The organism is Slackia exigua ATCC 700122, assembly GCF_000162875.1.
GTDB classification, from domain to species: domain Bacteria; phylum Actinomycetota; class Coriobacteriia; order Coriobacteriales; family Eggerthellaceae; genus Slackia; species Slackia exigua.
This window is the reverse complement of the sequence record NZ_GG700630.1, coordinates 713,608-737,844: the sequence shown is the minus strand read 5'-3', so window position 1 is coordinate 737,844 and position 24,237 is coordinate 713,608. Positions and strand designations below refer to the sequence as shown.

The 24,237-nt window shown below is 63.3% G+C and carries 21 protein-coding genes; 18 read left to right on the top strand and 3 right to left on the bottom strand.

Going from position 1 to position 24,237, the window contains the following annotated elements:
- Positions 1-10 precede the first annotated feature (10 nt).
- From HMPREF0762_RS03210 to murB, 13 genes are all read left to right on the top strand, one after another.
- Entirely contained in the window at positions 11-868 is an 858-nt protein-coding gene (locus tag HMPREF0762_RS03210; RefSeq protein WP_006361987.1) for an energy-coupling factor transporter transmembrane component T family protein, read from the top strand.
- The gene (locus HMPREF0762_RS03205) at positions 865-1,704 is read left to right on the top strand and encodes an energy-coupling factor ABC transporter ATP-binding protein (RefSeq protein ID WP_006361986.1); all 840 of its coding nucleotides are present in this window, start codon (positions 865-867) and stop codon (positions 1,702-1,704) included. The genes HMPREF0762_RS03210 and HMPREF0762_RS03205 overlap by 4 nt, the downstream gene beginning before the upstream one ends.
- Before the next feature lie 234 nt (positions 1,705-1,938).
- Positions 1,939-3,858, top strand: a complete 1,920-nt coding sequence (locus HMPREF0762_RS03200) for an MDR family MFS transporter (protein ID WP_040618958.1) — start codon at positions 1,939-1,941, stop codon at positions 3,856-3,858.
- Positions 3,859-4,153: 295 nt separating this feature from the next.
- Positions 4,154-4,930, top strand: a complete 777-nt coding sequence (gene rpsB / locus HMPREF0762_RS03195; RefSeq protein ID WP_040618956.1) for a 30S ribosomal protein S2 — start codon at positions 4,154-4,156, stop codon at positions 4,928-4,930.
- Positions 4,931-5,009: 79 nt separating this feature from the next.
- Positions 5,010-5,876: a translation elongation factor Ts gene (gene tsf, locus HMPREF0762_RS03190; protein WP_040618955.1), complete on the top strand. Its 867-nt coding sequence runs from the start codon at positions 5,010-5,012 to the stop codon at positions 5,874-5,876.
- A 198-nt stretch (positions 5,877-6,074) separates the two neighbouring features.
- Complete coding sequence (gene murA, locus HMPREF0762_RS03185) at positions 6,075-7,358, top strand: UDP-N-acetylglucosamine 1-carboxyvinyltransferase (RefSeq protein WP_009077032.1); 1,284 nt, start codon at positions 6,075-6,077, stop codon at positions 7,356-7,358.
- An 18-nt stretch (positions 7,359-7,376) separates the two neighbouring features.
- Complete coding sequence (locus tag HMPREF0762_RS03180) at positions 7,377-8,903, top strand: LCP family protein (protein ID WP_040618892.1); 1,527 nt, start codon at positions 7,377-7,379, stop codon at positions 8,901-8,903.
- 7 nt (positions 8,904-8,910) lie between these two features.
- A complete protein-coding gene (gene lgt / locus HMPREF0762_RS03175; protein WP_006361978.1) occupies positions 8,911-9,759 on the top strand; it encodes a prolipoprotein diacylglyceryl transferase in 849 nt (282 codons plus the stop codon).
- 164 nt (positions 9,760-9,923) lie between these two features.
- Positions 9,924-10,154 carry a NifU family protein gene (locus HMPREF0762_RS03170; protein ID WP_006361976.1) on the top strand — a complete coding sequence of 77 codons (231 nt, stop codon included), beginning with the start codon at positions 9,924-9,926 and terminating at the stop codon, positions 10,152-10,154.
- 223 nt (positions 10,155-10,377) lie between these two features.
- Positions 10,378-10,683, top strand: a complete 306-nt coding sequence (locus tag HMPREF0762_RS03165) for a hypothetical protein (protein ID WP_238319064.1) — start codon at positions 10,378-10,380, stop codon at positions 10,681-10,683.
- A gap of 61 nt (positions 10,684-10,744) precedes the next feature.
- Positions 10,745-11,983 (top strand): aminoacetone oxidase family FAD-binding enzyme, encoded by a 1,239-nt coding sequence (locus tag HMPREF0762_RS03160; RefSeq protein ID WP_040618890.1) that lies wholly within the window; start codon positions 10,745-10,747, stop codon positions 11,981-11,983.
- Between the two features lie 12 nt (positions 11,984-11,995).
- Positions 11,996-13,738, top strand: coding sequence for an NAD(P)/FAD-dependent oxidoreductase (locus HMPREF0762_RS03155; RefSeq protein WP_006361967.1), 1,743 nt, complete (start codon positions 11,996-11,998; stop codon positions 13,736-13,738).
- A gap of 84 nt (positions 13,739-13,822) precedes the next feature.
- A complete protein-coding gene (gene murB / locus HMPREF0762_RS03150; protein WP_040618888.1) occupies positions 13,823-14,752 on the top strand; it encodes a UDP-N-acetylmuramate dehydrogenase in 930 nt (309 codons plus the stop codon).
- Positions 14,753-14,887: 135 nt separating this feature from the next.
- On the opposite strand, the gene HMPREF0762_RS03145 is transcribed toward murB, so the two are convergent.
- Positions 14,888-16,096, bottom strand: coding sequence for an ATP-binding protein (locus tag HMPREF0762_RS03145; protein ID WP_006361965.1), 1,209 nt, complete (start codon positions 16,094-16,096; stop codon positions 14,888-14,890).
- Positions 16,097-16,269: 173 nt separating this feature from the next.
- On the opposite strand from HMPREF0762_RS03145, the gene HMPREF0762_RS03140 reads away from it, so the two are divergent.
- Positions 16,270-17,364: an ATP-binding protein gene (locus HMPREF0762_RS03140; protein WP_006361964.1), complete on the top strand. Its 1,095-nt coding sequence runs from the start codon at positions 16,270-16,272 to the stop codon at positions 17,362-17,364.
- An 82-nt stretch (positions 17,365-17,446) separates the two neighbouring features.
- On the opposite strand, the gene HMPREF0762_RS03135 is transcribed toward HMPREF0762_RS03140, so the two are convergent.
- The gene (locus HMPREF0762_RS03135; protein ID WP_006361963.1) at positions 17,447-18,043 is read right to left on the bottom strand and encodes a phosphatase PAP2 family protein; all 597 of its coding nucleotides are present in this window, start codon (positions 18,041-18,043) and stop codon (positions 17,447-17,449) included.
- An 8-nt stretch (positions 18,044-18,051) separates the two neighbouring features.
- Positions 18,052-19,332, bottom strand: coding sequence for an O-acetylhomoserine aminocarboxypropyltransferase/cysteine synthase family protein (locus HMPREF0762_RS03130; protein ID WP_006361962.1), 1,281 nt, complete (start codon positions 19,330-19,332; stop codon positions 18,052-18,054).
- Positions 19,333-19,558: 226 nt separating this feature from the next.
- Here HMPREF0762_RS03130 and metA point away from each other — a divergent pair, with 226 nt between their 5' ends.
- From metA to HMPREF0762_RS08960, 4 genes are all read left to right on the top strand, one after another.
- A complete protein-coding gene (gene metA, locus HMPREF0762_RS03125) occupies positions 19,559-20,473 on the top strand; it encodes a homoserine O-acetyltransferase MetA (protein ID WP_006361961.1) in 915 nt (304 codons plus the stop codon).
- Between the two features lie 18 nt (positions 20,474-20,491).
- Positions 20,492-22,504, top strand: a complete 2,013-nt coding sequence (locus tag HMPREF0762_RS03120) for an ABC-F family ATP-binding cassette domain-containing protein (RefSeq protein WP_006361960.1) — start codon at positions 20,492-20,494, stop codon at positions 22,502-22,504.
- Between the two features lie 327 nt (positions 22,505-22,831).
- Entirely contained in the window at positions 22,832-23,251 is a 420-nt protein-coding gene (locus tag HMPREF0762_RS08965) for a helix-turn-helix transcriptional regulator (RefSeq protein WP_006361958.1), read from the top strand.
- Complete coding sequence (locus HMPREF0762_RS08960) at positions 23,164-23,823, top strand: hypothetical protein (RefSeq protein WP_160150963.1); 660 nt, start codon at positions 23,164-23,166, stop codon at positions 23,821-23,823. The genes HMPREF0762_RS08965 and HMPREF0762_RS08960 overlap by 88 nt, the downstream gene beginning before the upstream one ends.
- Positions 23,824-24,237 lie beyond the last annotated feature (414 nt).

The window sequence follows — 24,237 nt, the reverse complement described above, 5'->3', positions numbered from 1 at the left end:
CGTGAAAGATATGAGGGAAGGCGGGGCCGAGGCCGTCTGCGGCGCGCCGCGTATGCGGAACGCCCTGCCGCCATGGCTTCTTGCGTCCGAGGACTTCGTGCCTCCGCATGACCGCGATCGCTACATCTCGGGAAGCATGTCGTCCATCGCGACGGTGCTTTCCCAGTTCAGGCTTGATGACGGCGCATCGGCTCCGTTTTCTCCGACGGCGCCCGTGAAGCTCTTCGTCGCTTTCGCCTGCATTCTCATGACATCGCTTTCGACGAACTTCGTGTTCACGCTCATCGTGCTTGCGGGCGTGCTCGCGCGTCTCTGCCTGCTGCCGGCGGCGCATCTCAAGCGCGTCGTGGGCGTCGCGCTCGTTTCATCGGCGCTCACCTTCGCGCTCATGGCCCCCGCCGCCTTCTTCGGGCAGCCCCACTCGGCCGTTCTGCTGTCCGTCAAGGTGCTCGTATCGGTCTCCATCGCGTTGACGATGGCCGTGACCACGCCCTATAACCAGCTCACATCCGCTTTGCGTACGTTTCGCGTGCCGAGCCTCTTCATCCTGACCATGGATCTGGCGCTCAAGAACATCGTGCGTCTCGGGGAAGTCGCGCTCGAAGTCCTCACCGCGCTGAAGCTGCGCAGCGTGGGCCGTAACGCGCGCAAGGGCGATGCGGTGGGCGGCGTCTCAGGGGTCGTGTTCCTGAAATCGAAGGAATCCGCCGACGTCACCTTCGATGCCATGCGCTGCCGAGGATTCGACGGGGAATACGAGACGCACGCCAAGGGCCCTGCGCGGCCTGCGGTCGATGCATGCTGGATCTGTCTGATCGCGTGCCTTGCGGCCGCGTTCATGTACCTTCAAGGACTGATGCCCCGATGATTTCCGGAACCTATCCCGACGCGGACGCGGAGCCGCCGATCGCGTGGAAGGAATCGGCGCCGGTGCGCTCGACCCGTCCCGATGCGGACAGAGAGCCGCCCGCCCACGACCACGATGCGCCCCATGCATCGCGCACGCCGCTCATGGAATTCCGCGATTTCTGCTTCGCCTACGATGACGAGCCCGTCCTCTCGCACATCGACCTGTCGATCGCCATCGGTGACAGCGCGGTGCTGATGGGGGACAACGGCAGCGGGAAGTCCACGCTTCTGCGCGCGATGAACGGGCTCGTGTTCGCGCAACGCGGAAGCTATCGGTTCGACGGCGTCGAGGTGGATGCGCGCGCGATGAAGGACGCGTCCTTCGCCAAGCGGCTCCACCAGCGCGTAGGGTTCGTTTTCCAGGATTCCGACGCTCAGCTCTTCTGTTCGAGCGTCGAGGATGAGATCGCGTTCGGCCCTCGTCAGATGGGGCTTTCCGAGGCCGAGACCGCGCGCAGGGTCGACGATGCCTGCTCGATGATGGGTCTCGACCGCCTGCGTTCGCGCGCGCCGTACCATCTGTCCGGCGGCGAGAAGAAGAAGGTCGCGATCGCCTGCATCATGAGCATGAATCCCGACGCATACTGCTTCGATGAGCCTCTCAACGGGCTCGATCGGAAAACGCGCCGGTGGCTGCTCGGGTTCTTCAAGGAGCTGAAGGCGGCCGGCAAGACGCTCGTCATCGCGACGCACGATCAAAGCCTCGCGGACGAGGTCGCGGATTACTTCGTCTATATGGGCGCCATGCATGGGTATGTCGACGCGCCTCACGTGCATATCAACACGCGCGCCTGAGCGGGGCGGGGCGACCGCAGGGCAACGTTCCGCGCGCGACGGGCGGCGTTTCGCGAAACGGCGGGAACCGGCCTGCGCATTCGTTCGATCCTGGGAGACGATTCCTTCATAATCCCAGATGAATGATGGATGAAAGACGTTCATTCGATGTATGGCCGCCGCGTTCCCGTTCTTTCGGCCGGAATGTTCCTACTATGGTCGGGCCAACCACTCCTAACAGAAGAGGTAATTCGCATGGGTCTTTCTCGCAACGAGAAGGTCATGGTCATCGTGCTGCTTGCCGGCACGCTGCTCGTGGTCCTCAATCAGACGTTCCTGTCGCCGGCGCTGCCGACGATCATGGCCGACTTGGCTGTCGATGCGACGACGGTTCAGTGGCTGACATCGGGATATGCTCTGGTTGAGGCCGTCGTCATTCCCCTGAACGCATTCTTCGTCGGTCGGTTCAGCACACGCAGGCTGTTCATGGGAGGGCTGTCGATGTTCGCCCTCGGCTCCCTCGTCGCGGCTGCCGCCCCGGCGTTTCCCGTGCTGCTGCTCGGGCGCGTGATGCAGGCGTGCGGAACCGGCGTGGTCATGCCGATGGTCTTCACGCTCATCATCCTGCTCTTCCCGCGCGAGCGCCGCGGTTCGGCCATGGGCATCGTCGGCCTGGTCATCAGCTTCGCTCCTGCCGTCGGCCCCTCGATCTCGGGCATTCTCATCGATTCGGTCGGCTGGCGTGCGCTCTTCGTGATCGTGGTCGTGCTCGCCATCGCCGTCGTCATCGTCGCCGGGTTCTTCCTCGAAAACCGGAAAGGCTTCGAACGCGCATCGTTCGACGTTCCTTCCATCATCCTGCTCGCCTGCGGCATGGTGGGGCTGCTCTACGGGCTTTCCACGTTCGCCTCGGGCAACCCTGTCGTGTCCGCCCTGCTCATGATCGTAGGCTTGGCGCTTCTCGGCGTGTTCGCGCGTCGTCAGCTCGCGCTCGAGTCGCCGATGCTGCGCGTGGGCGTGCTGAAGACCCGCGAATACCGTATCGGCGTCATCGCGGTCGCGCTGCTCCAGGCCGCCGTGTTCGGAGGCTGCTCGGTCGTCGTGCCGCTCTACATCCAAGGCGTGCTTGGTGAATCAGCCACCGTATCAGGCCTGGTCATGCTTCCGGGTGCTGCCATCGGCGCTGGTATGAGCGTCGTTGCCGGCCGTCTGTTCGACAATTACGGCGCGCGCGCCATCGCGCTTTCGGGAGGCGCCGTCGCCGCGCTTGCGGCCTGCGGTCTTGCCGCGTGCGGCATCGACACCTCGATCATCATCGTCGCCGTGCCCTACACGCTCATGGTCATCGGCGTGCAGTGCGTCATGATGCCGATCAACACCTGGGGCATCAATGCGCTGCCCAACGACATGGTCCCGCACGGCAACGCGATCTCCTCCACGATCAATCAGGTGGGCATCTCGTTCGGAACGGCGTTCATCGTGAGCTTGACGGCTTTGGGCGCGACGGTCATGTCCGCATCCGACGCGGCCATGCAGACGTTCGCGGGCGACCGCATGGCGTTCATCGGCGTATCCGCGCTCATGGTCGTCGTCTTCCTCATCATCCTGCTTCTCGTGAAGGATGCGAAGGGCGAAGCTCCTTCCGCCGCCTTCTCAGACGAGGCGCCCGTCGCCGATCTCCGCTCCAAGCCGGCGCTCGAATGGGTCGTTTCCGACGTCATGGACCGCGCCTGCGCGAACGTCCCTGAGGATGGCACGGTGGGCGATGCCCTGGCGATCTTCGCCCAGAGCGGCACGAGCGGCCTGCCCGTCACGGACGGCGCCGGCGCGGTCGTCGGCTTCATCTCCGACGGCGATGTGATGAAGTATCTGGGCAGCGAGGACTTCACGTTCTCCGACGGCTCGACGGTCTTCCGCGTCGGCGAGGATCGCACGTTCCAGGATCGTCTGGATGCGATGCGCAGCCTGAACGTCATGGAAATCGCCACCAAGCGCGTGATCGCGGTCGATGCGGGCATGGCGCTGGAAGACGCCTGCAAGATCCTGGCCGAGCGCCGCATCAAGAAGCTCCCCGTCATCTCGGCCGGGCGCTTCGTCGGATCCATCAGCCGTCGCAACGTCGTGCGCGCGCTGGCCGCCGTGGATGCGGGCCGGCTTCCCGAATGGGTGAGCTAGAAGCCGCTTGAAGCAGGGCGGGCTCGAAGCGGAAACGGCATCGCGCCCGCATGCGCCCTGCGACCGCGCAGCCGCATCCCGGCCGCTTCGCGTAGGCGCCGCGCCTGCATGCGCGTCCTGTGGAACAACCGTGCCCGAACGGCGGGGCGCGGTTGTCTTTCCTTCCGGGAAGGGTATACTGCTTGAGTTTCTATATTTCACATGTCCGAGCGACCCGCCATCCGCGAGTGGCCACCCGAAAAAGGCTGCGGAGCGGGGAAGACCTTGGGCAGAGGCTTAACGAATGGAGAGAGCTATGACGAAAGTCGGCATCAAGACCCTGCTCGACGCAGGCGCGCACTTCGGGCATCAGACCCGTCGCTGGAACCCCAAGATGAAGCCGTACATCTTCGGCCATCGCGGCGATATCTACATCATCGATCTCAAGCAGACCCTCGTCGGCTTGGACAACGCGTACACGTTCGTGTCCAAGACCGCATCCAAGGGCGGCACCATCCTCTTCGTCGGCACCAAGAAGCAGGCCCAGGAATCCATCGCCACGCAGGCCGACCGCTGCGGCATGCCCTACGTCAACTCCCGCTGGCTCGGCGGCATGCTCACGAACTTCGTGACCATCCGCTCCCGCGTCAAGCGCATGGAAGAGCTCGAAGCCAAGGAAGCCGACGGCACCATGGCGCTTCTGCCCAAGAAGGAGCAGACCCTGCTGCGCAAGGAGCTCGCCAAGCTGCAGACCAACCTCAACGGCATCCGCAACATGGCCAAGCTTCCCGACGCCATCTTCGTCGTGGATACCAACCGCGAGCAGCTCGCCATCCATGAGGCCAAGCGCCTCGGCATCCCCGTGGTCGGCACGCTCGACACCAACTGCGATCCCGACGACGTCGAATACGGCATCCCCGCGAACGACGACGCCATCCGCTCGGTCAACCTGCTGTCCACCTTCGTGGCCGACGCCATCGTCGACGCCACGGGCATCACGGGCATCGAAGAGCAGATGACCGCCGCAGCCGAGCCCGAGGCTCCCGCTGCCGCGGAAGCCGCCCCTGCGGCCGACGCCCCTGCCGCCGAATAATCCTGCGGCGCCCTGCACGTCCGTACGTTCGAAATCGCGCCCCGAGCCTCGGGGCGCGTCTCCCTCTGAAAGGATGAAAATGGCAACTATTACCGCCGCTATGGTCAAAGAGCTCCGCGAAATGACCGACGCCGCCATGATGGAGTGCAAGAAGGCCCTGGTCGAAGCTGAAGGCGACATGGAAAAGGCCGTCGACGTCCTGCGTACCCGCGGCCTGGCCGCCGTGGCCAAGAAGGCCGGGCGCGCCACCAACGAAGGCACCGTCATGGCGCTCGTGTCCGATGACGCAAAGGTCGGCGCCCTGGTCGAGCTCAACTGCGAGACCGACTTCGTCGGCATGAACGACAAGTTCAAGGCGTTCGCCGAGAAGATCGCCCGCGCTGCCATCGCCGCCAAGCCCGCCGACCTCGAGGCCCTCAAGGCCGCCGAGCTCGAAGGCGAGACCGTCGAAGCCATCGTCACCGAATGCATCCACATCATGGGCGAGAACACGCAGCTCACCCGCTTCGCCGTCCTCGAAGGCGGCGTGGTCGCCTCCTATATCCACATGGGCGGCAAGATGGGCGTTCTCGTCTCCTTCGACGTGGACGGCATCGACGCCTCCTCCGCCGAGTTCGCCCAGTACGGCCGCGACGTTGCGATGCAGGTCGCTGCCGTCAACCCGATTTCCGTCTCCCGCGAAGACGTCCCCGCCGACGTCGTCGAGCATGAGATGGGCATCTACAAGGCCCAGGCGGCCGAATCCGGCAAGCCCGAGGCCATCCAGGAGAAGATCGCCACCGGTCGCATGGAGAAGTTCTACAAGGAGCAGTGCCTGACCGAGCAGGAGTTCGTGAAGGATTCCGATCAGACGATCGCGTCCTACACCGCCGCCGTCGCCAAGCAGCTCGGCGGTTCCATCAAGGTTACCGGCTTCAAGCGCTTCACGCTTGGGGAAACCGCCTAGGTTTCTTCGCCGGCGCATCGTCGCTGTTGTTTTTGGCGAGGGTCGACCGTCTGGGTCGGCCCTCGTTTCTTTTCTCGTACAATCATCCTATCCGTGCGCAGAAGGCCATGCGGCCTCATCGGGGCGATGCGGCGATGGGCCGACCATCTCGCGAGCTCGTTGCGTGCGAAAAGGGAATACCTAGAAGATAGGAAGGTCATGTCGAAAGAGATGATCGTCGTCGAGGGCGGTACCCCGCTTTCCGGCGAAGTCGAGATTTCCGGCGCGAAGAACTCCGCGCTCAAGCTCGTGGCCGCCTCCATTCTCGGCCAGGGCGAATCCATCATCCATAACGTTCCGCTCATATCCGATATCTCCGTCATGTCGAAGGTGCTCGAGCACCTGGGCGCGTCGGTGACGCGCGAAGGCCACACCCTGGTCATCGACACCGAGGACGTCGACACGTGGAAGACCCCGTACGAGCTGGTCTCCAAGATGCGTGCATCCATCGCGGTCCTCGGTCCGCTGCTCGCGCGTTTCGGACGGGCGCGCGTCGCCATGCCAGGCGGCTGCAACCTGGGCGCCCGCAAGATCGACATGCACATGGCCGGCCTCGAGGCGCTCGGCGTCCATTTCGAGACCGTTCACGGCGATATCGAAGCCACGACGCCGAACGGGCTGCATGGCGCCTACATCGCGCTCGACTTCCCGAGCGTCGGAGCGACTGAGAACACGATGATGGCCGCCGTCACCGCAGAAGGCGAGACGGTCATAGAAAACGCTGCCCGCGAACCTGAGATCGTCGATTTGGCCGACATGCTCAACGCCATGGGCGCGCGCGTCTTCGGTGCCGGATCGTCCACGATCACGGTGGAAGGTGTGACGCTTTCGTCCTTGCATCCCTGCGAGCACACGACGGTGGGCGACCGTATCGAAGCGGGAACCTTCCTCATGGGAGGAGCGCTCATGGGCGGCCCCGTCGTCGCGCGCGGCATCGATCCGAGCTTCCTGCGCATGGCGCTCATGAAGTTCGGCGCAATGGGTTGCGCGGTGGATATCGGCGACGACTGGATCAGCGTCGGGCGCACCCGTCCGCTGCGGGCGGTCGAAATCCAGACGCTGCCGCATCCGGGTTTCCCGACCGACCTCCAGGCGCAGTTCATGCTGCTCGCCGCCGTTGCCGAAGGCAGTTCCGTCATCACCGAGAACGTGTTCGAGAACCGTTTCATGTTCGCTGCGGAGATCGTCCGCATGGGCGCCAATGTCACGATCGAGGACCATCATGCGGTGGTGGAAGGCGTGAGCAGGCTCCAAGGCACAGGTGTGAAAGCGACCGACCTGCGGTGCGGCGCGGCGCTCGTGCTGGCCGGCGTCTTCGCCGAAGGCGCGACGCAGGTGCATAACATCCACCATATCGATCGCGGATACGAAGACTACGTGGGCAAGCTCGCAGCGCTCGGCGCCCGTCTGCGCCGCGAGCCCGACGACGAGTTCGAAGAATAGGCCGGGCCGGGTCCTCCGATGAAACGTCCCTCGAGCTCAGATTTCAAGCGCACGTCGCGCCTGGTTCAGAATGCGACGGTCGACAACACCAAGATTCCGCGCGCACGCAGCCGTCCGTCGATGCTGCCGGGCGATCGCGTCTTTCGCAACGAGCGGCGCGCCCGCGTGGCCCAGCGCGGGGAAATCAATCAGATGCTGCCGCGCGTCACATCGCGCGAGTCGTCGCGCGACTACGCCGAACGCATGTCTCGTCGCGAATACTACGAGCGCGAAAGCGCCGGACGTACGCGCCGCCGGGTGCTGGGAGCCGCGGCTGCGGTGATCGCGGCCCTGATCGTCGCGTCCGTCGTCGGATCCTTCACCTACCTGCGCTCCGTCGATGCCGATTTGAAGGCCCAGGACGCCGAGTCTCTTTCCGCGGCGCTTTCCGCGGACGGTGCGGCCGCCGAGGACGGCGCTCCGTTCTACACGTTGATCGCCGCCGACTTCGCTTCGGGCGAATCCGAGGATGCGACGCGCGCCCTCGTGCTTGCGCGCATCGACCGGGCATCCTCCACGATCACGCTTGTCAACATCCCGACGAATGTCCAGGCGACCTTGGCCGACGGATCCACGTCGACCATGAGCGCGGTGCGCGCCGCCGATGGCGATGCGGGCCTGGTGGATGCCGTCGAGAATCTGACGGGCGTCGAGATCGCGCACTACATGCATGCCGACGATGCAGGGCTTGCGTCCCTGATCGATGAGATGGGCGGCATCGATGCCGATCTGCCGGTCATGGAAGACGCCGGTGCGAAGGCTGCGGCCGACGGAGCCGGCATGGCGGTCGCGCGCACCGAGACCAAGCATCTGAGCGGCCAAGAGGCCGTTTCCGTCTGTCGGGCCCTCGATGTCGGTCGCGACCAGGCGGCGCAGGCGGGCAGCATCGATGCCGTGGCCATGGGGCTCTTCCGCGCGTTTGCCGATGAATCGTCGTTCGGATTCGTCATGAAGCTCGACACGGTCGGGCACAGCCTGACGTCGGACATGAACAGCAAGGATCTGCGCGCCCTCCATGCCGACCTGCGCGGCCTGCGCGATGCGACCGTCTACGAGGCGACGCTTCCCGTCTCCGCATCCGCCGCAGAGGGTGCCTCCACGTTGAAATCGTCCTCATGGGACGACATGCGCTCGCGCATCGACCGGGGGCAGAAGCCCGTGCTCGATGCCAAGGACGTGATCGCCTCGGTCGACGTCTCGTTGTTCACCGTCACGGTGAACAACGGCAGCGGCATCGAAGGCGCGGCCGCCGAGGCGCGCTCCGTTCTCGAATCCAACGGGTTCAAGGTGGAATCCGTCGGCAACGCGTCGCAGGCGGTGTACGACGAGACGCTCGTCGTGTACCAGAACAAGGACAATGCCGAAGAAGCCGCGGCCGTGGTCGCGGCGCTGGGCGTGGGGCGCGCCGTCTACGACCCCGTGTACTATTCCTTCTCGACCGATATCCTTGCCGTCATCGGCAAGGATTGGAATCCCGGTGCCGACCAGGCTGCGGCATCCGCATAGGAGTCTTATGCTGAACGATATCTACCAGGCGCTCGATCCCGTCGCCTTTGCGATCGGCCCCCTGCAGGTCAGGTGGTACGGCATCGCGTACATCCTCGGGTTCCTCTTCGCCGCGGTCGTCGTCTCGCGCATCTCCAAGCGCTGGCGCGTCGCTATCGGCGAAGAATCCCTGTACACGATCATCCTCTGCGTGTTCGTGGGCCTCTACGTCGGCGCGCGCCTCGGATACTGCCTCTTCTACGGCGACGGCGAATACCTGCGCAACCCGATCAAGATCCTCGCGGTCAACGAGGGCGGCATGAGCTTCCACGGCGGCATGGTAGGCGTGCTTCTCGGCGGCGCGGTGGCGGCGCACCTGACGCATATCCCGTTCATGACCCTTGCCGACCTTGGAGCCATCGCCGCGCCGATCGGCCTGTTCTTCGGGCGTTGCGCCAATTTCGTCAACGGCGAGCTTTGGGGATCGGTGACCGATCTGCCCTGGGGCGTCGTCTTCGGCGGCGCGGCGGGCAGCATGCCGCGCCATCCGTCCCAGCTCTACGAAGCGTTGCTCGAAGGCGTCGTCATCTTCATCGTGCTCATGATCCTCGCGCGCAGGAATCCGCCGCTGTTCCGCGGCACGTATCTGGGCGCATTCATGGTGCTCTACGGCTCCTTCCGCTTCTCGATCGAATTCATCCGCCAGCCTGACGTGCAGATCGGCTATCTGCTGGGCGATTGGTTCACGATGGGGCAGCTGCTCTCTCTGCCGGTGCTGGTCGCGGGCGTGGCGCTGCTCGCGTGGTCTGCGCGCATGCGCCTTCCGCAGCAGGGGGCGCCGCAGCCGGCGGAAGACGCGGGCATGACGGAGGCGTAAGGGCCGAGAGACTTCTTTTCCCGCGCCGCTTCGCTGTCGATGGTTTGTGTGCGGCATGCGGGGATGGGGGCGCACGTTCGCAAGTGTGATACAGTTGCCCACGAAATAATGCGGCGCCCCGCGAAGGCTTCGCGCACGGCGCATGAATCAGACTGGAGACGATCATGGAAATCGATAAGAAGCGCGTGTCTCGCGTGCTGGACATGGTGCGCCCGAGCCTTCAGGCCGACGGCGGCGACCTCGAACTCGTCGACATCACCGATGACGGCATCGTGCGCGTTCGCCTGCAAGGCGCGTGCAACGGCTGCGCGCTCAGCTCGCTGACTATCGCCAACGGTGTCGAACGCATCCTGAAAGAGCACGTTCCCGAGGTTGCGAAGGTCATCTCCATTTAATTTCGACTGCGTTTTGATACAGTTTGCGGGCCGGCGCCATGCGTTCGGCCCGTTTTTCGTTGCGGAGCCCTTTTCGGGTTTCGTGCGAATCGAACGGGCCGTCAAGGCAGCGCGTGCGGCGTATCCGATCGGCATTCCTGCGCCATGGACGCCCGAGGGCGCGCATGCATGCGTATGATTGACGTTCTTAATGGGGAAACACGATGTTCGCGAGGTGATTCGCATGGCATGTTGGGATGAGCGCGGATGCGACGCGGACATGCAGAGCTACTGCCCCCATTGCCTGGGACACGATTATTGCCCGGCCGACTGCAAATATGCCGCATGCAAGCTTCCGCAGCATCGCGTGGCCGTCGGTTTCGAGATACTCGACAACCCCGACGTCGATCGCAGCATTCCCGTGAAGGAGCAGTGCCGTTCGTGCATGTTCTTCATCAATCACGGTCCCAAGGTGGGAAGCGGGGCGGTATCCGCGCGCGGCGAAGGCATGCCCGAGCTCGAGGGCGTCTGGGCCCCTATCCGCCATTGATGTCGGCATAGTCCGCAACGAGGGCCGCCAGGCCCTCGTTTTCATGCAAGGAGTGACGTTCATGGATCAAGTCGCAGTCATCGGCGGAGGTGCATCGGGCATCATGGCCGCGATCTGCGCCGGCAGGCAGGGCGCCCAGGTCACCGTCTTCGAGGCGGCCGACCGCATCGGCAAGACCATCCTCGCGACGGGCAACGGGCGCTGCAACCTGAGCAATGCCGACATCATGAGCTCGGATTACAACCGTCCGGATTTCGTGCAGGCCGCCATGGACGCGCTCCCGCCCGAAGAGGTGCAGCTCTTCTTCTCGGATGCGGGGCTTCTGGCCATCCAAGAGGACGAAGGGCGCATCTATCCTTATACGCACAAGGCGGCGAGCGTGCTTGACGTGCTGCGCCTCTGCCTCGACGAGGCGGGCGTGCGCATCAGGTGCGGGCTGCCCGTGCGTTGCGCCGTGCCGCGCGAGGACGGCCGCTGGGATGTGGTTTCGGCCGATGGCGGCAGGGAATCCTTCGATTCCGCCATCGTCGCCGTAGGAGGCGGCCCTGCAGCCGGGCTCGTGCCGAACGATATCCGCGTCAAGAAATGCCAGCCGGTCCTTGCCGCCCTCAAGACCGACACGACCAATATCAAGGGGCTGTCGGGCATCCGTGTCCGGGCGCGCCTGTATATCGACGATGATCCGACGGATTTGCGCGACGCTTGGATGGATGTCGTCGATCCGGATTTCAAGAGCGATTATCACGGTCCTGAAACCTACGGCGAAGTGCTTTTCCGCGACTACGGCATCTCGGGCATCGCGGCCTTCGACATGTCGCGCTACGTCCGCCCCGGCCAGACGGTCTTCATCGATTTCCTTCCCGATATGGAACCGCAGGACAAGGTCGATTTCGTCTTCGGACAGGCGCAGGCGCATCCGACGCGCACGGCCGTCCAGGTCATGGGCGGGCTTTTGCCGTCGCATGTCGCGCGGGCCGTGGTCTCGGCGGCAGGGCTTAACCCCGACGAGCCGATCATCGCCGAGCAGGAGGCCGTGGTGCTCGCCATGGTGTCCGAATCGTTCGGCTTGAAGGTCAAAGGCATCGCCGATCCTAAGAAATCGCAAGTCACACGTGGCGGATACAACGTCAAGGACTTCAATCCGCTGACGATGGAATGCGCGCTGCATCCCGGTCTCTACGTGACGGGCGAAGCTCTTGACGTGGATGGGCGCTGCGGCGGGTACAACCTGCATTGGGCCTGGACGAGCGGCATGCTGGCAGGCAGTGCCGCCGCCGGTGCGCAGCTTCTCTTCGAATAGCGCGGAACCGCCATGCTGGAGATACGCAATCTTGCGCTGCCTCTCGATTTCGGTCTTGAAGGCGGGGAAGGAATCGCGCGTGCGGCCATCGCACGGGTGCTGGGCGTGAAGCCTGCGGCTCTCGGAGGCGTGAGGCTTATGCGTCGCAGCGTCGATGCGCGGAAGAAGGCGCATGTGCGCTTCGTAGGCACGTTCGCGGTCGATGTTCCGGACGCGGTCGAGCGTCGGGTGCTCGCCCGTCCATCGAAGGGTCCGGCGCGCATATCCGCGTACGAGGAACCGACGCCGTATCGCGTGGCCGACGTTTCGAATACGGACGCTCCTCGTCCGATCGTGGTCGGCTTCGGGCCTGCAGGGATGTTCGCCGCGCTTGTGCTTGCCCAGGCGGGGATGCGTCCGATCGTGCTCGAACGGGGCGACGACGCCCATGCGCGCACGAAGGCGGTGCGCGCGTTCGAGGAGGGCGGCGCGCTGGATGCCGAGTCGAACGTCCAGTTCGGAGAAGGCGGGGCGGGCACGTTTTCGGACGGCAAGCTCACGACCAATATCAAGGACCCGCGGTGTCGCACCGTGCTGGAGGCGTTCGCCGCGGCGGGCGCGCCCGAAGAGATTCTATGGAAGGCGAAGCCCCATATCGGCACCGACCTGCTGCCCGATATCGTGGCGAACCTGCGGTTCCGCATCGAGTCGCTGGGCGGAGAGGTGCGCTTCCGCGCGCGCATGACGAAGCTGCCGATGCGCGATGGCGCGGTCTGCGGCGTGGGCGTGCGCGACGGGCGGACGGGAGAGGAATGCACGATTCCCGCGCGCGACGTGATCGTGGCATGCGGGCATTCCGCGCGCGATACCTTCCGGATGATTCACGGCCGGGGATTCGTATTCGAGCGCAAGCCGTTCGCCATGGGCGTACGCCTCGAGCATCCGCAGAAGCTCGTGGATTCGATCCAATACGGGCCTGCGGCCGGGCATCCGGCGCTCGGTGCGGCCGATTACAAGCTTGCGGTGCACCTGCCGAGCGGCCGCGGCGTGTACACGTTCTGCATGTGCCCGGGCGGCCAGGTGGTATGCGCGGCATCCGAGGAGGGCGGCGTGTGCGTGAACGGCATGAGCCGCTTCGCGCGCGACGGCGCCAACGCGAATGCGGCCTTGCTCGTGGAGGTGAAGCCGGGCGATCTGCCGGGCGATGACGTGTTCGCGGGCATCGAGCTGCAGCGGCGCGTCGAGGCGGCGGCGTACCGTGCCGGCGGCGGAGACTATCGCGCGCCTGCGCAGACCCTGGGCGATTTCCTGGAAGGAAAAGGCGCGGCGGATCCACCTCAGACGGTCGTGCCGACGTACGCGCGCGGCGTTGCGTGGTGCGACCTGCATGACGTGCTGCCGGAATTCATTGTCGACGCCATCAGAGAGGCCATGCCTCTGCTCGATGCGAAGATGCGCGGATTCGGCGATCCGGACGCCGTTCTGACGGCCGTCGAGGCGCGCAGCTCGAGCCCCGTGCGCATCGTGCGCGATCGCGCTACGCTCCAGGCGCGCTTGCGCGATACGCAAGGTGCAAGCGGCTGTGCGGTTGGCGTTGCCGCCGACCGCGCCGAGTCAGAGGCAGCAGAAGTATCTTTCGCAGGGCGCACAGAGGTAGGACGCACAGGACTTTTCCCTGCGGGAGAGGGAGCCGGCTACGCAGGCGGTATCATGTCTGCGGCGGTCGACGGCATGCGCGCGGCGGAAGCCGTGATCGCGCAGTATGCGGAAGGATAGATGCGGGCGCATCTGGCGTCAGGCATGGACGCCGGGCGACGACGACCAAAGACGACCAAAGACGACGCGAAGGGATTGGCACCCATGGATGAGCTGGTCAAGAGCCTGAAGGCCATCGTCGGGGACGACAACGTCCTGATCGACGAGCCTATGAACGCGCATACGACGTTCGGAATCGGCGGTCCGGCGCGCTGCATGGTCGTCCCGCATGAGATCAACGAGGTCGCCGACGTCGTGCGCGCATGTCGCGATGCGGGCGTCGAGCTGCGCGTCGTCGGGCGGGGAAGCGACCTGCTCGTGGCGGATGAGGGGCTCGACTGCGTCGTCATGCGCATCGCGGAGAACCTTTCGGATATCCTGGTGACGAAGAACCGCATCTTCGCCAAAGCGGGCGCCACGAACGAAGAGGTCGCTCAGGCCGCGCTTGAGGCGGGCCTTGCCGGCTATGAATTCGCATGTGGAATTCCGGGAACCGTCGGAGGCGCGGCCATCATGAACGCCGGCGCGTACGACGGCGAGTTCATGGATGTGTGCGAGCAGGTCATCTGCGTGACGCCGGAAGGCGAGGTCGTGCCGGTCCCGCGCGGGGAAAGCCAATGGGGGTACCGCCACAGCATGATGGACGATCGCGGCTATGTGGTGGTGTCCGCGATGCTTGCGCTCAAGGAAGGCGATACGGATGCGATTCGTGCGCGCATGGACGATCTGCAGCAGAGGCGCGCGGACAAGCAGCCGCTCGACATGCCGAGCGCAGGGTCGACGTTCAAGCGCCCCAAAGGATATTTCGCAGGCAAACTCATCCAGGATGCGGGCCTCAAGGGATATGCGCATGGCGGGGCGCAGGTGTCCGAGAAGCACTCGGGATTCGTCGTGAATGCAGGCGGCGCGACGGCGTCCGACGTGCGAGCGCTTATCGGCGAGGTGCAGGACGCGGTGGAAGCCGATTCCGGCGTGCGTCTGGAACCCGAAGTCCGCATGTGGGGCTTCGAGGGCGATTCGGTGGCGAGAGGCTGATTCCGCAACGACTGCCGCTTTCCGCGCAGCAAGGAAGATGGTTGAGCTATTTACGATCAATTCGCCCATCGTGCTTTGCTGGCCATTCGAAAGGCAAGGAAATAAGGCTTCGCAAGAAGCGTGCCGAAAACCGTTTTAGAACAACGGCACATCGCCCGAGAGGAAGTCCTCAAGATTCGTTGCTGCAGAACCGACCACCATGGCGCGCGCATGCGGAAAGCGATTCATGAACTCGACGATTCCGCCCGTCTTTTTAACGCGTCCGCTCTTCACCTCTATCGCCAGCGTTTCTCCACCGAAGGACACCACGAAATCGACCTCATGATTCCCTTCGCGCCACCAGTTGACATCGAAGTTCTCCGACTTCGATCGGTTGAGGAGATAGGCACCGACGGCGCTTTCGACAAGATGGCCCCGAGCGCTCGGATCGGTGAGAAGAGTCTTCCTCTTATGACCGTACGTTGCCGTCATAAGACCGGTGTCATAGACGGCAAGACGCGGTGAACTCGCCTTTTGACGAACAAGCTTAGGGTCGTATTTCTGTAGGCCGCACAGCAGGCCTGCATCGGAAAGAAGGTCGAGATAGTGTGCAATCGTCGATGTGTTCCCCTTGTCATCAAGCTGTCCCAGTATCTTGCGATAAGCGACCTCCTGCGCAGAATACGGAGCGCCGAGGTAAAAAAGCCGGCGCATCAGCGCTGGGTTGCGAACATCGGCTAAACCGATGACGTCATTCGCGATGGCAGGATCGATGATCGATCCATTCATATAGGAATACCATCGGGGCTCATCTCCGATGAACGATGACGTTCCCGGATAGCCGCCGAAATATAGGAATTCGTCAAGAGAGTAGCCGAAGGCTTCCCGACATTCTTGATAGGTCCAGTGCGGACAGTGGATGAGTTCGAAGCGGCCTGCAAGGGATTCGCTGAGGCCATTCTGTATGAGCGTTGCCGATGAACCCGACAGCACCACGCGAAGGTCTATGCCTGCACGGGCGTCTTCATCCCACAGCTCCTTTACGACCGCGGACCAATTCGAAACATACTGAATTTCATCCAGCACGAGTACGGCGCGCTTCTGGTCTCCCTGAATGAGGTTGCGTGCCCGTTGCCAGTGTGCGCGCACCCAATCAGGTGATTCGCCTCGAAACGTCACCTCTTCGACGATACGGGGAATATCCGCATGCGCAAGAGCTTGCCAAATCGCCGTGCTTTTGCCCGTTTGACGAGGCCCCATGACGATCTGCATGAAACGGCGGGGTTCGTTCATGCGTGAGGCTATGGTCGATACTATTTCGCGTTCGTAATGCGGCATGGCGTACCCCCTGCCTTCTGGGTTCATGCCTGCATTGTACTCCTAGCTCGCAAATTTGCGAGATAAGCTCTCAAATTTGCGAGCTAGATTCACTATTTGCGCCGATCGAGGGACCTCCGTATACTTGCTCATACAGACTTAGAACTGCTTAGTTCTCTGTTCTTTGCATAAAGAAACGCGCAGGAAAGAGCGGAGCTCTCATGACATATCTCGAGAACCCATTCACGCCCAGCTTCGGCGAAGTTCCCGATCATCTGGCAGGACGGCACGATATCGTGCGGCGTTTCGATCGCGCGTTCTCGGCCCGCCTCCGTCGTCCCGAGCTCACGACCATCCTTACGGGAGCTCGCGGCACGGGCAAGACCACGCTGCTTTCCTGCATCGCCCGTAGGGCGGAGTCGTCGGGTTGGGTATGCGCGGAAGTGACGTGCGGGGAAGGGATGCTCGACGACATCGAGATTCGTTCAAGGCGTGCGGCGGCGCATCTCGTGCCTTCGCCCGATCGCGTTCGCATAACGAGCTTCGGCGTATCCGATGTCGCGTCCGTGGGTTTCGAGTTCGTTCCCGACAAGGACAACTGGCGCCGTCGCATGGAATTGATCCTCGACGATCTGGACAAGACGGAAACGGGCCTTCTCATCACGGTCGACGAAGTCAACGGCAGCCTGGACGAGATGATTCGCCTCGCGACGGTCTATCAGCACTTCGTGAGGGAGGGACGCAAGGTCTCGCTCGTGATGGCGGGGTTGCCGCACAACGTATCGTCCCTGATCAAAGACAAGACCGTTTCATTTCTCCGTCGCGCTCAACGAGAAACGCTCGGCAGGATCGACGATTTCGAGGTCAGAGACGCTCTCAAGAAGACCATTGAAGAGAACGGCAGGACGATCGGAGGTTTTGGCCTCGAACGTGCGGTTGAAGCGGTGGACGGATTTCCCTTCATGCTTCAGCTCGTCGGATATCGGATTTGGGATGAGAGCATCGAAAGCCAGGCCATTTCGGATAATGACGTCGAGCGGGGCATTGCGGCCGCGCGCAGCGAGATGGAATCGAGGATTCTCGGCGCCACATACAACGAGCTTTCGGACGGGGATATCGCATACGTGAACGCCATGCTGGAGGATGAGGGAGACAGCAAAACGGGCGATGTGGCCGCCCGCCTCGGCATCTCGACCTCTCTTGCCGCGCAGTATCGTCGCAGGCTCATCGATGCGGGGGTCATCGGGGGTCGGAGGCGCGGCGTGGTCGGGTTCGACCTCCCGTATTTCCGCGAATTCCTCGAAAGGCGGAGGTGAGCCTCGTGGCTGCTCTTGCAGTCTGCAACGTTTGCCTCTTCCGCGAATCCGAACGATATGGTTGAACATATTCGAAGGGCTTTTAACTCGCTTCCCGCCTTTCCAGAACCGCTCGCGTCGCGAATCCGCCGGCAAGGCCGACCGCGATGCCGAGCACGATGCCTGCCGCGACGTCGGTGGGGAAATGGACGGCGAAATATAGCCTTGAAAATGCGATGACGGCCGCAAGCGCGAACGGCGCGACGCGAAGCGCGGCACGCACAGCCGCGCGCACCTTCGCGTCGTTCGGCACGTCGAGGCCGATCGGCACGAGAGCCAGGAACGCGGCTCCCGCGAACGACGATCCCGCATGCATGGACGGAAACGACGGCGATGCGGGAATCCTCACCACGCTCGTGGCGAGTGCGGAATCGAATAGCGGCGGCCGCGGCCTCATGACGAGGTGCTTCAAGGCGATCTCTCCGAGAACGCCTACGGCCGCAAGCGTCACGAGCATGCCGATTCCCCAGATCCTCGTGTTCTTCCGTGCGGCGAGTACGAGCGCGATCGCGGCCCAGACGGCACCGGCGCTTCCGATGTGCGTGAAGAATGCCATGATCGCATCGAGCGTCGGGTTCGCGAACGCATCATGGATGGCGTGCAGGACGATCGCGTCCCAGGGCGTTATGGATTCAAGCACCGCGCCCCCTACATCGCCTCGAGCGCCTGGGCGACGTCGGCCACCAAATCGTCGGTTCCTTCGATGCCACAGCTCAGACGCACCATCGAAGGCGAGATGCCGGCGCGCACGAGCTCGCCGTCGGTCATCTGGCGATGCGTCGAGCTGGCAGGATGCAAGCAGCAGCTGCGCGCATCGGCCACGTGCGTCTCGATCGCGCACAGCTTGAGCGCGGCCATGAACCGTTCCGCATCGGCGCGTCCGCCCGCGACATCGAAGCTCACGACGCCGCACGTTCCGTTGGGAAGGTACTTCTGCACGAGCGCGTAGTCCGGGTCGCTCTCAAGCCCGGGGTAACGCACGACGGACACCTTGTCGGATGCCTCGAGGAACCGTGCGACGGCCAGGCCGTTTCTGCAGTGCTGCGGCATGCGCACGTGCAGGCTTTCCAGCCCGAGGTTCAGATAGAATGCGTTCTGAGGGCTCTGGATGGATCCGAAATCGCGCATGAGCTGCGATGTCGCCTTCGTGATGAAGGCGCCTGCCAAACCGAACTTCTCTGCATACACGATGCCGTGGTACGACTCGTCCGGCTGCGTGAGGCCGGGGAACCTGTCGCCCTGCGCCATCCAGTCGAATCGTCCGGCGTCCACGATGGCGCCGCCCACGCCGCAGCCGTGCCCGTCCATGTACTTGGTGGTGGAGTGCGTCACGATATCGGCGCCCCATTCGATCGGGCGACAGTTCACAGGCGTGGGGAAGGTGTTGTCGACGATGAGCGGCACGCCGTGGTCATGCGCGGCCTGCGCGAACGTCTCGATGTCGAGCACGGCGAGCGCAGGGTTCGCGATCGTTTCGCCGAAGACGGCCTTGGTGTTGGGCCGGAAGGCCGCGTCCAGCTCTTCGAGCGATGCATTCGGCGCGACGAAGGTGCATTCGATGCCCATCTTGCGCATCGTATGGGCGATCAGGTTGAACGTGCCGCCGTAGATGGTGGAGCTTGCCACCACGTGATCGCCGGCTTCAGCGATATTGAACAGCGCGAAGAAATTCGCCGCCTGTCCCGAGCTTGTGAGCATCGCCGCGCTGCCGCCCTCGAGCGCGCAGATCTTGGCCGCCACGGCATCGTTCGTGGGATTCTGCAGGCGGGTGTAGAAGTAGCCGGCTTCTTCAAGATCGAACAAGCGTCCCATCTGGTCGGACGTATCGTACTTGAAGGTGGTCGACTGGACGATGGGAATCTGGCGCGGTTCCCCGTTGCCGGGTGTGTAGCCGCCCTGGACGCAGGTCGTCTGGATTGATGCGGTCATACGGTCTCCTATCGATTCGAGCGGGTTGCGACGCGATGGGCGCGTGCCGCCTGCAGGTCCGGTTCATGAATACGCGCATTATACGCGCGCTGCCGGGCATGTGCGCGCCATCGCCGACGGTTGGACTACAATGTGCCGCAATGGCTCGGCCGCGCGTCCGGGCCGTGCCCGCCGCTCCTCGATGTGCGGTGCAGCAGGCGCGATGCATCATTCGAAAGGACATGCCATGCCCATCCGCATTCCCGACGCCCTTCCGGCGACGTCCATCCTCGAGAGCGAGAACATCTTCGTCATGACCGAGCATCGGGCCATGCATCAGGACATCCGCCCGTTGCGCGTTCTTCTGCTCAATCTCATGCCCACCAAGGTCACCACCGAAACGCAGATCATGCGCAAGCTTTCCAACACGCCGCTTCAGGTCCATATCGACCTCATGCGCATGAAGAGCCACGCGTCCAAGAACGTGTCCGCCGAGCATCTGGAGACTTTCTACCGCACCTTCGACGAGGTACGCGACGAACGCTACGACGGCCTGATCATCACCGGCGCCCCCATCGAGACGTACGATTTCGAGCAGGTCGATTACTGGGACGAGCTCTGCGAGGTGTTCGACTGGTCGGTCGACCACGTGCACTGCTGCCTCTTCATCTGCTGGGGCGCCCAGGCTGCCATGAAGCATTTCTACGGCGTGCCGAAGTACATGCTCGATGGGAAATGCTTCGGCGTGTTCGAAAACCGTCTGCTCAAGCCTTCGTCTCCGCTCGTGCGCGGGTTCAACGATATCTCCCGCATGCCTCATTCGCGCCATACCGAGGTGCACTACGAGGACATCGTCGCCAACCAGGACCTCGAGGTCGTCGCGTTCTCGGACGCATGCGGCGTGTCCATCGCGAAGAGCACGAACAGCAAGCACATCTTCGTGTTCGGCCATCCCGAGTACGACCGCGACACGCTGAAGCTCGAATACGATCGCGATGTGGCGGCCGGCAAAGACATCGCGGTGCCCGTCAACTACTATCCCGACGACGATCCGACCAAGCGCCCCGTCGTATCGTGGCGCGCAGAAGGCCAGCTGCTGTATTCCAACTGGCTGAACTACTACGTCTACCAGACCACGCCCTACGACCTGGCCGAGATGTAAGAGGCGCGCGTGGAGTTCATGTTCGGATGCGAAGGCGTCCATCTGGAATATCCGACGAAGAAGGTCCTCGACGGCGTGACGCTCGGCGTGCACGAAGGCGACAGGATCGGCGTCGTCGGTCAGAACGGCGAAGGGAAGTCGTCCCTGCTGAAGCTGCTCGCGCGCTCGATCGAGCCTGACGAAGGCGCAGCGACGCGCACGCGTGGGCTGCGCATGGGCGTGCTCGACCAGACCGATGCGCTCGACGATGCGTCCACCGTGAGGGAATCGATCGTCGGCGGCGCGCCCGAATACGTCTGGGCCTCCGACGCGCGCATTCGCGAGGTCGTGTCGAGCCTTGTCGCCGATATTCCGTGGAATACCCAGGTGAGCACGCTTTCAGGCGGACAGCGCCGCCGCGTCGATCTGGCGCGGCTGCTCGTGGGCGACGACGACGTCCTGCTTCTGGACGAGCCGACGAATCATCTGGACATGCGGGCCATATCCTGGCTCGCCGCCCATCTGGCGCGCCGTTGGCCGCGCGGTTCCGGCGCCCTGCTCGTGGTGACGCACGACCGCTGGTTCCTCGACGAGGTCTGCACGCGTATGTGGGAAGTGCACGCGGGGCGCGTCATCCCCTTCGAAGGCGGGTATTCCGCCTACATGCTGCAGCGCGTCGAGCGCGACCGCGTGGAGCGCGTGACCGAGCAGCGTCGCCAGAACCTTGCGCGCAAGGAGCTCGCCTGGCTCTCTCGCGGCGCCCGCGCCCGCTCGACCAAGCCCAAGTTCCACGTCGAAGCCGCCGAGGCCCTGATCAACGACGTGCCGCCGATGCGCGATCCTCTAGAGCTCAAGACGCTTGCGATGCAGCGTCTGGGCAAGCAGGTCATCGACCTGACGGGCGTGAGCGTGTCGTTCGGGGGACGTACGGTCCTCAACGGCGTCGACTGGTCGGTCGGCCCCGGCGACCGCGTCGGCATCCTCGGCGAGAACGGCGCGGGCAAGACGACGCTCCTGCGCGTCGTGCAGCGTTTGCAGCGCCCCGACGCGGGCTTCGTGAAGATCGGCAAGACGGTGAAGTTCGCCGTGCTCTCGCAGCGCCTGGACGAGCTTGCCGAACAGGATGCGTATCGTGTGACCGAGGTGCTTTCGCGCTATCCGGCGCGCGTCGTGGTAGACGGCAAGGAGACCACGCCCGCCAAGCTGCTGGAGAGGCTCGGGTTCTCGTCGAAGGCCCTGTTCTCGCGCGTGGGCGATCTTTCGGGCGGTCAGAAGCGGCGCCTGCAGCTCATGCTCACGCTCATTCAGGAACCCAACGTGCTCATCTTAGACGAGCCGGGCAACGACCTTGATACCGACATGCTCGCGATGCTCGAAGACGTGCTGGATACCTGGGCGGGCACGCTTATCATGGTGACGCATGACCGGCATCTGATGGAGCGCGTGACCGATGACCAGTATGCGCTCATCGGCGGAAAGGTCGTGCATTGCCCGCGCGGCGTGGACGAATACCTGCAGATGCTCGAAGAGCGCGATTCGTCGCGCGGCGTCTCGTTCGCAGACGTGATCGGATCGGGATCCGCCTCTTTGGGTGCGGCGTGTGCGGGTTCGGATGAGGCTGCATCTTCGGGTGCACGCCCGTTCCCAGGGGCCTTCGCATCGTCTGACGCATCCGTGTCCTCGAGTACGTCAGGGGTGCGCGCATTCTCGGATATGTCTGTGTCTTCAGGGGCTTCTGCGCCTTCGGGTGCACGTGCGTCCTTGGATGCATTCGCGTCTTCGGGCATGGCCGCATCATCGGGTGCGCCTGCGTCTCCGCGTCTCTCGAACGCCGAGATGCGCGAGCTGAAGAAACGGCTTTCAAGCCTGCAGCGCCGCATCAATACCGCGTCGAACAAGGTGGATGCCAAACGCGCGGAGATGAGTGCCGCCGATCCGACCGATTTCGTTCTTCTGGGCAAACTGCAGGCTGAGCTCGACGCGCGTGCTGCCGATAAAGAGGCCCTGGAAGACGAATGGCTGGAAGTTGCCGATGCGCTCGGCGAGACATGAGATTCGGGCACGGCGATCGTCTGCGAGATCCGTACGCGAGAAGGACCATCCGACGATTCACCGACATGGGATTCGAGCACGGCGATCGTCCATGAGATTCAAGCCTGATGCAGAACATGCATCATACCAGGTAAAAAGCTGCCGCAACCACTGGATGCGAAATTGAACGGTCGGATTGGTAGTCTGCAACCGCATGTTTTCCTACATTCAGACCATCGAAGGCGCCGAAGGATCCGCATCGTACGAAGCGATGCTGCGGGCAGGTGCGAAGCATCGCTTCGGGAGAAACGGCGCTATGGGAAGATGAAATGAAAGGGAACGATTGCCATGATCCTCGCGGATAAGATCATCATGTTGCGCAAGAAGGCCGGCATGTCTCAGGAGCAGCTGGCCGAGCGTCTCGGCGTTTCTCGCCAGTCGGTTTCTAAATGGGAAGGATCCCAGTCGATGCCCGACATGGACAAGGCCGTCAAGCTGGCCGACCTCTTCGGGTTGAGTCTTGATTCCCTCATCCGCGACGATCTCGATGTGGAGGATGGAGTCGAAGCGCCTTCCGTTTCCACAGATGCCGCCACCTCCGATGCGGACGATGCGCCTATCTCCGTTTCGTTCGACGAGGCAATGCATTTATCGACGCGACGGCTCGTGCGGCGTCTCGCGTGGCCTTCGGCGTCTGCCTGTGCATCCTCGCCTTCGTCCCCATGTTCCTCCTTGTGGGCGCGAGCGCGAACGGCAGCATCGCCCTGACCGAAGACCAGGCTGGTTCCATCGGCATCGCCGTCCTTCTGCCTGTTGTTGCAGTTGCTGTGGGATTGTTCATCGTATCGGGGCATGCGTTGAAGCGGTTCGAGCGCATCAAGAAGAATCCTATCGACACGGCATACGGCGTCGAGGGTATGGTTCGCGAGCGCAAGAACGCCTTTTCCGGAACGCATCTGCGCGAGATGGTGACGGGCGTCGCCCTATGCATCGCGGCGGCCGTTCCCGTGATTGCCGTGAACGCTCTCGAGGAGTCCGAAGCGAACGGCCTGTTTTCCATGGTCGTTCTTTTGATCATCGTTTCTTTGGGCGTCGCTCTCATAGTCCATGCGTCGATCATCTGGGGCGGTTTCGACGCCCTGCTCGAAGAGGAGGACTACCGTCGCTCCGTGAAAAGGTTCAACAGAAGCGTGGCGGGACCGTACTGGTCGGTCGTCCTGGTGCTCTATCTGCTTTCGAGCTTCGTCACGATGCATTGGGAGATCACGTGGATCATCTGGCCCGTCGCCGGCGTCGCGTATTGGATGATGTTCCAGTTCCGCCACGCGTTCAATCGCTGAATGCCCCGGGCGTTTCCGCATGCGGGGTCGAGCGAGTTGCGCGGGGCGTTTCCGCATGCGTTCAACCGTTGAATATCCGAGGCGTTTCCGCATGATTCCTGCCGCCGCCTCGCGGTATGTTGTTCAGTTTTCTATCTATGGGCAGGGGTATAGCCTCGACACCGAGCGCGCCTGTTGAGCCTGTTGTCCGCCGGACGGTTCCATCCATGGATGGGTATAAGATTTTGAGACGGGCAGAGTGGAGAGGGCTCGCAGTTCCATCCATGGATGGGGCGGGGCGTAAGACGCAAGCGTAGCTGATCGGCAATTCTGAATGTGCCATCCATGGATAAAAAGGGTATAGCCAGGATGCACAGGATGAACGTGATGGCTGAGATAGCCTTGATGACTGTGATGACTGTGATGACTGTGATG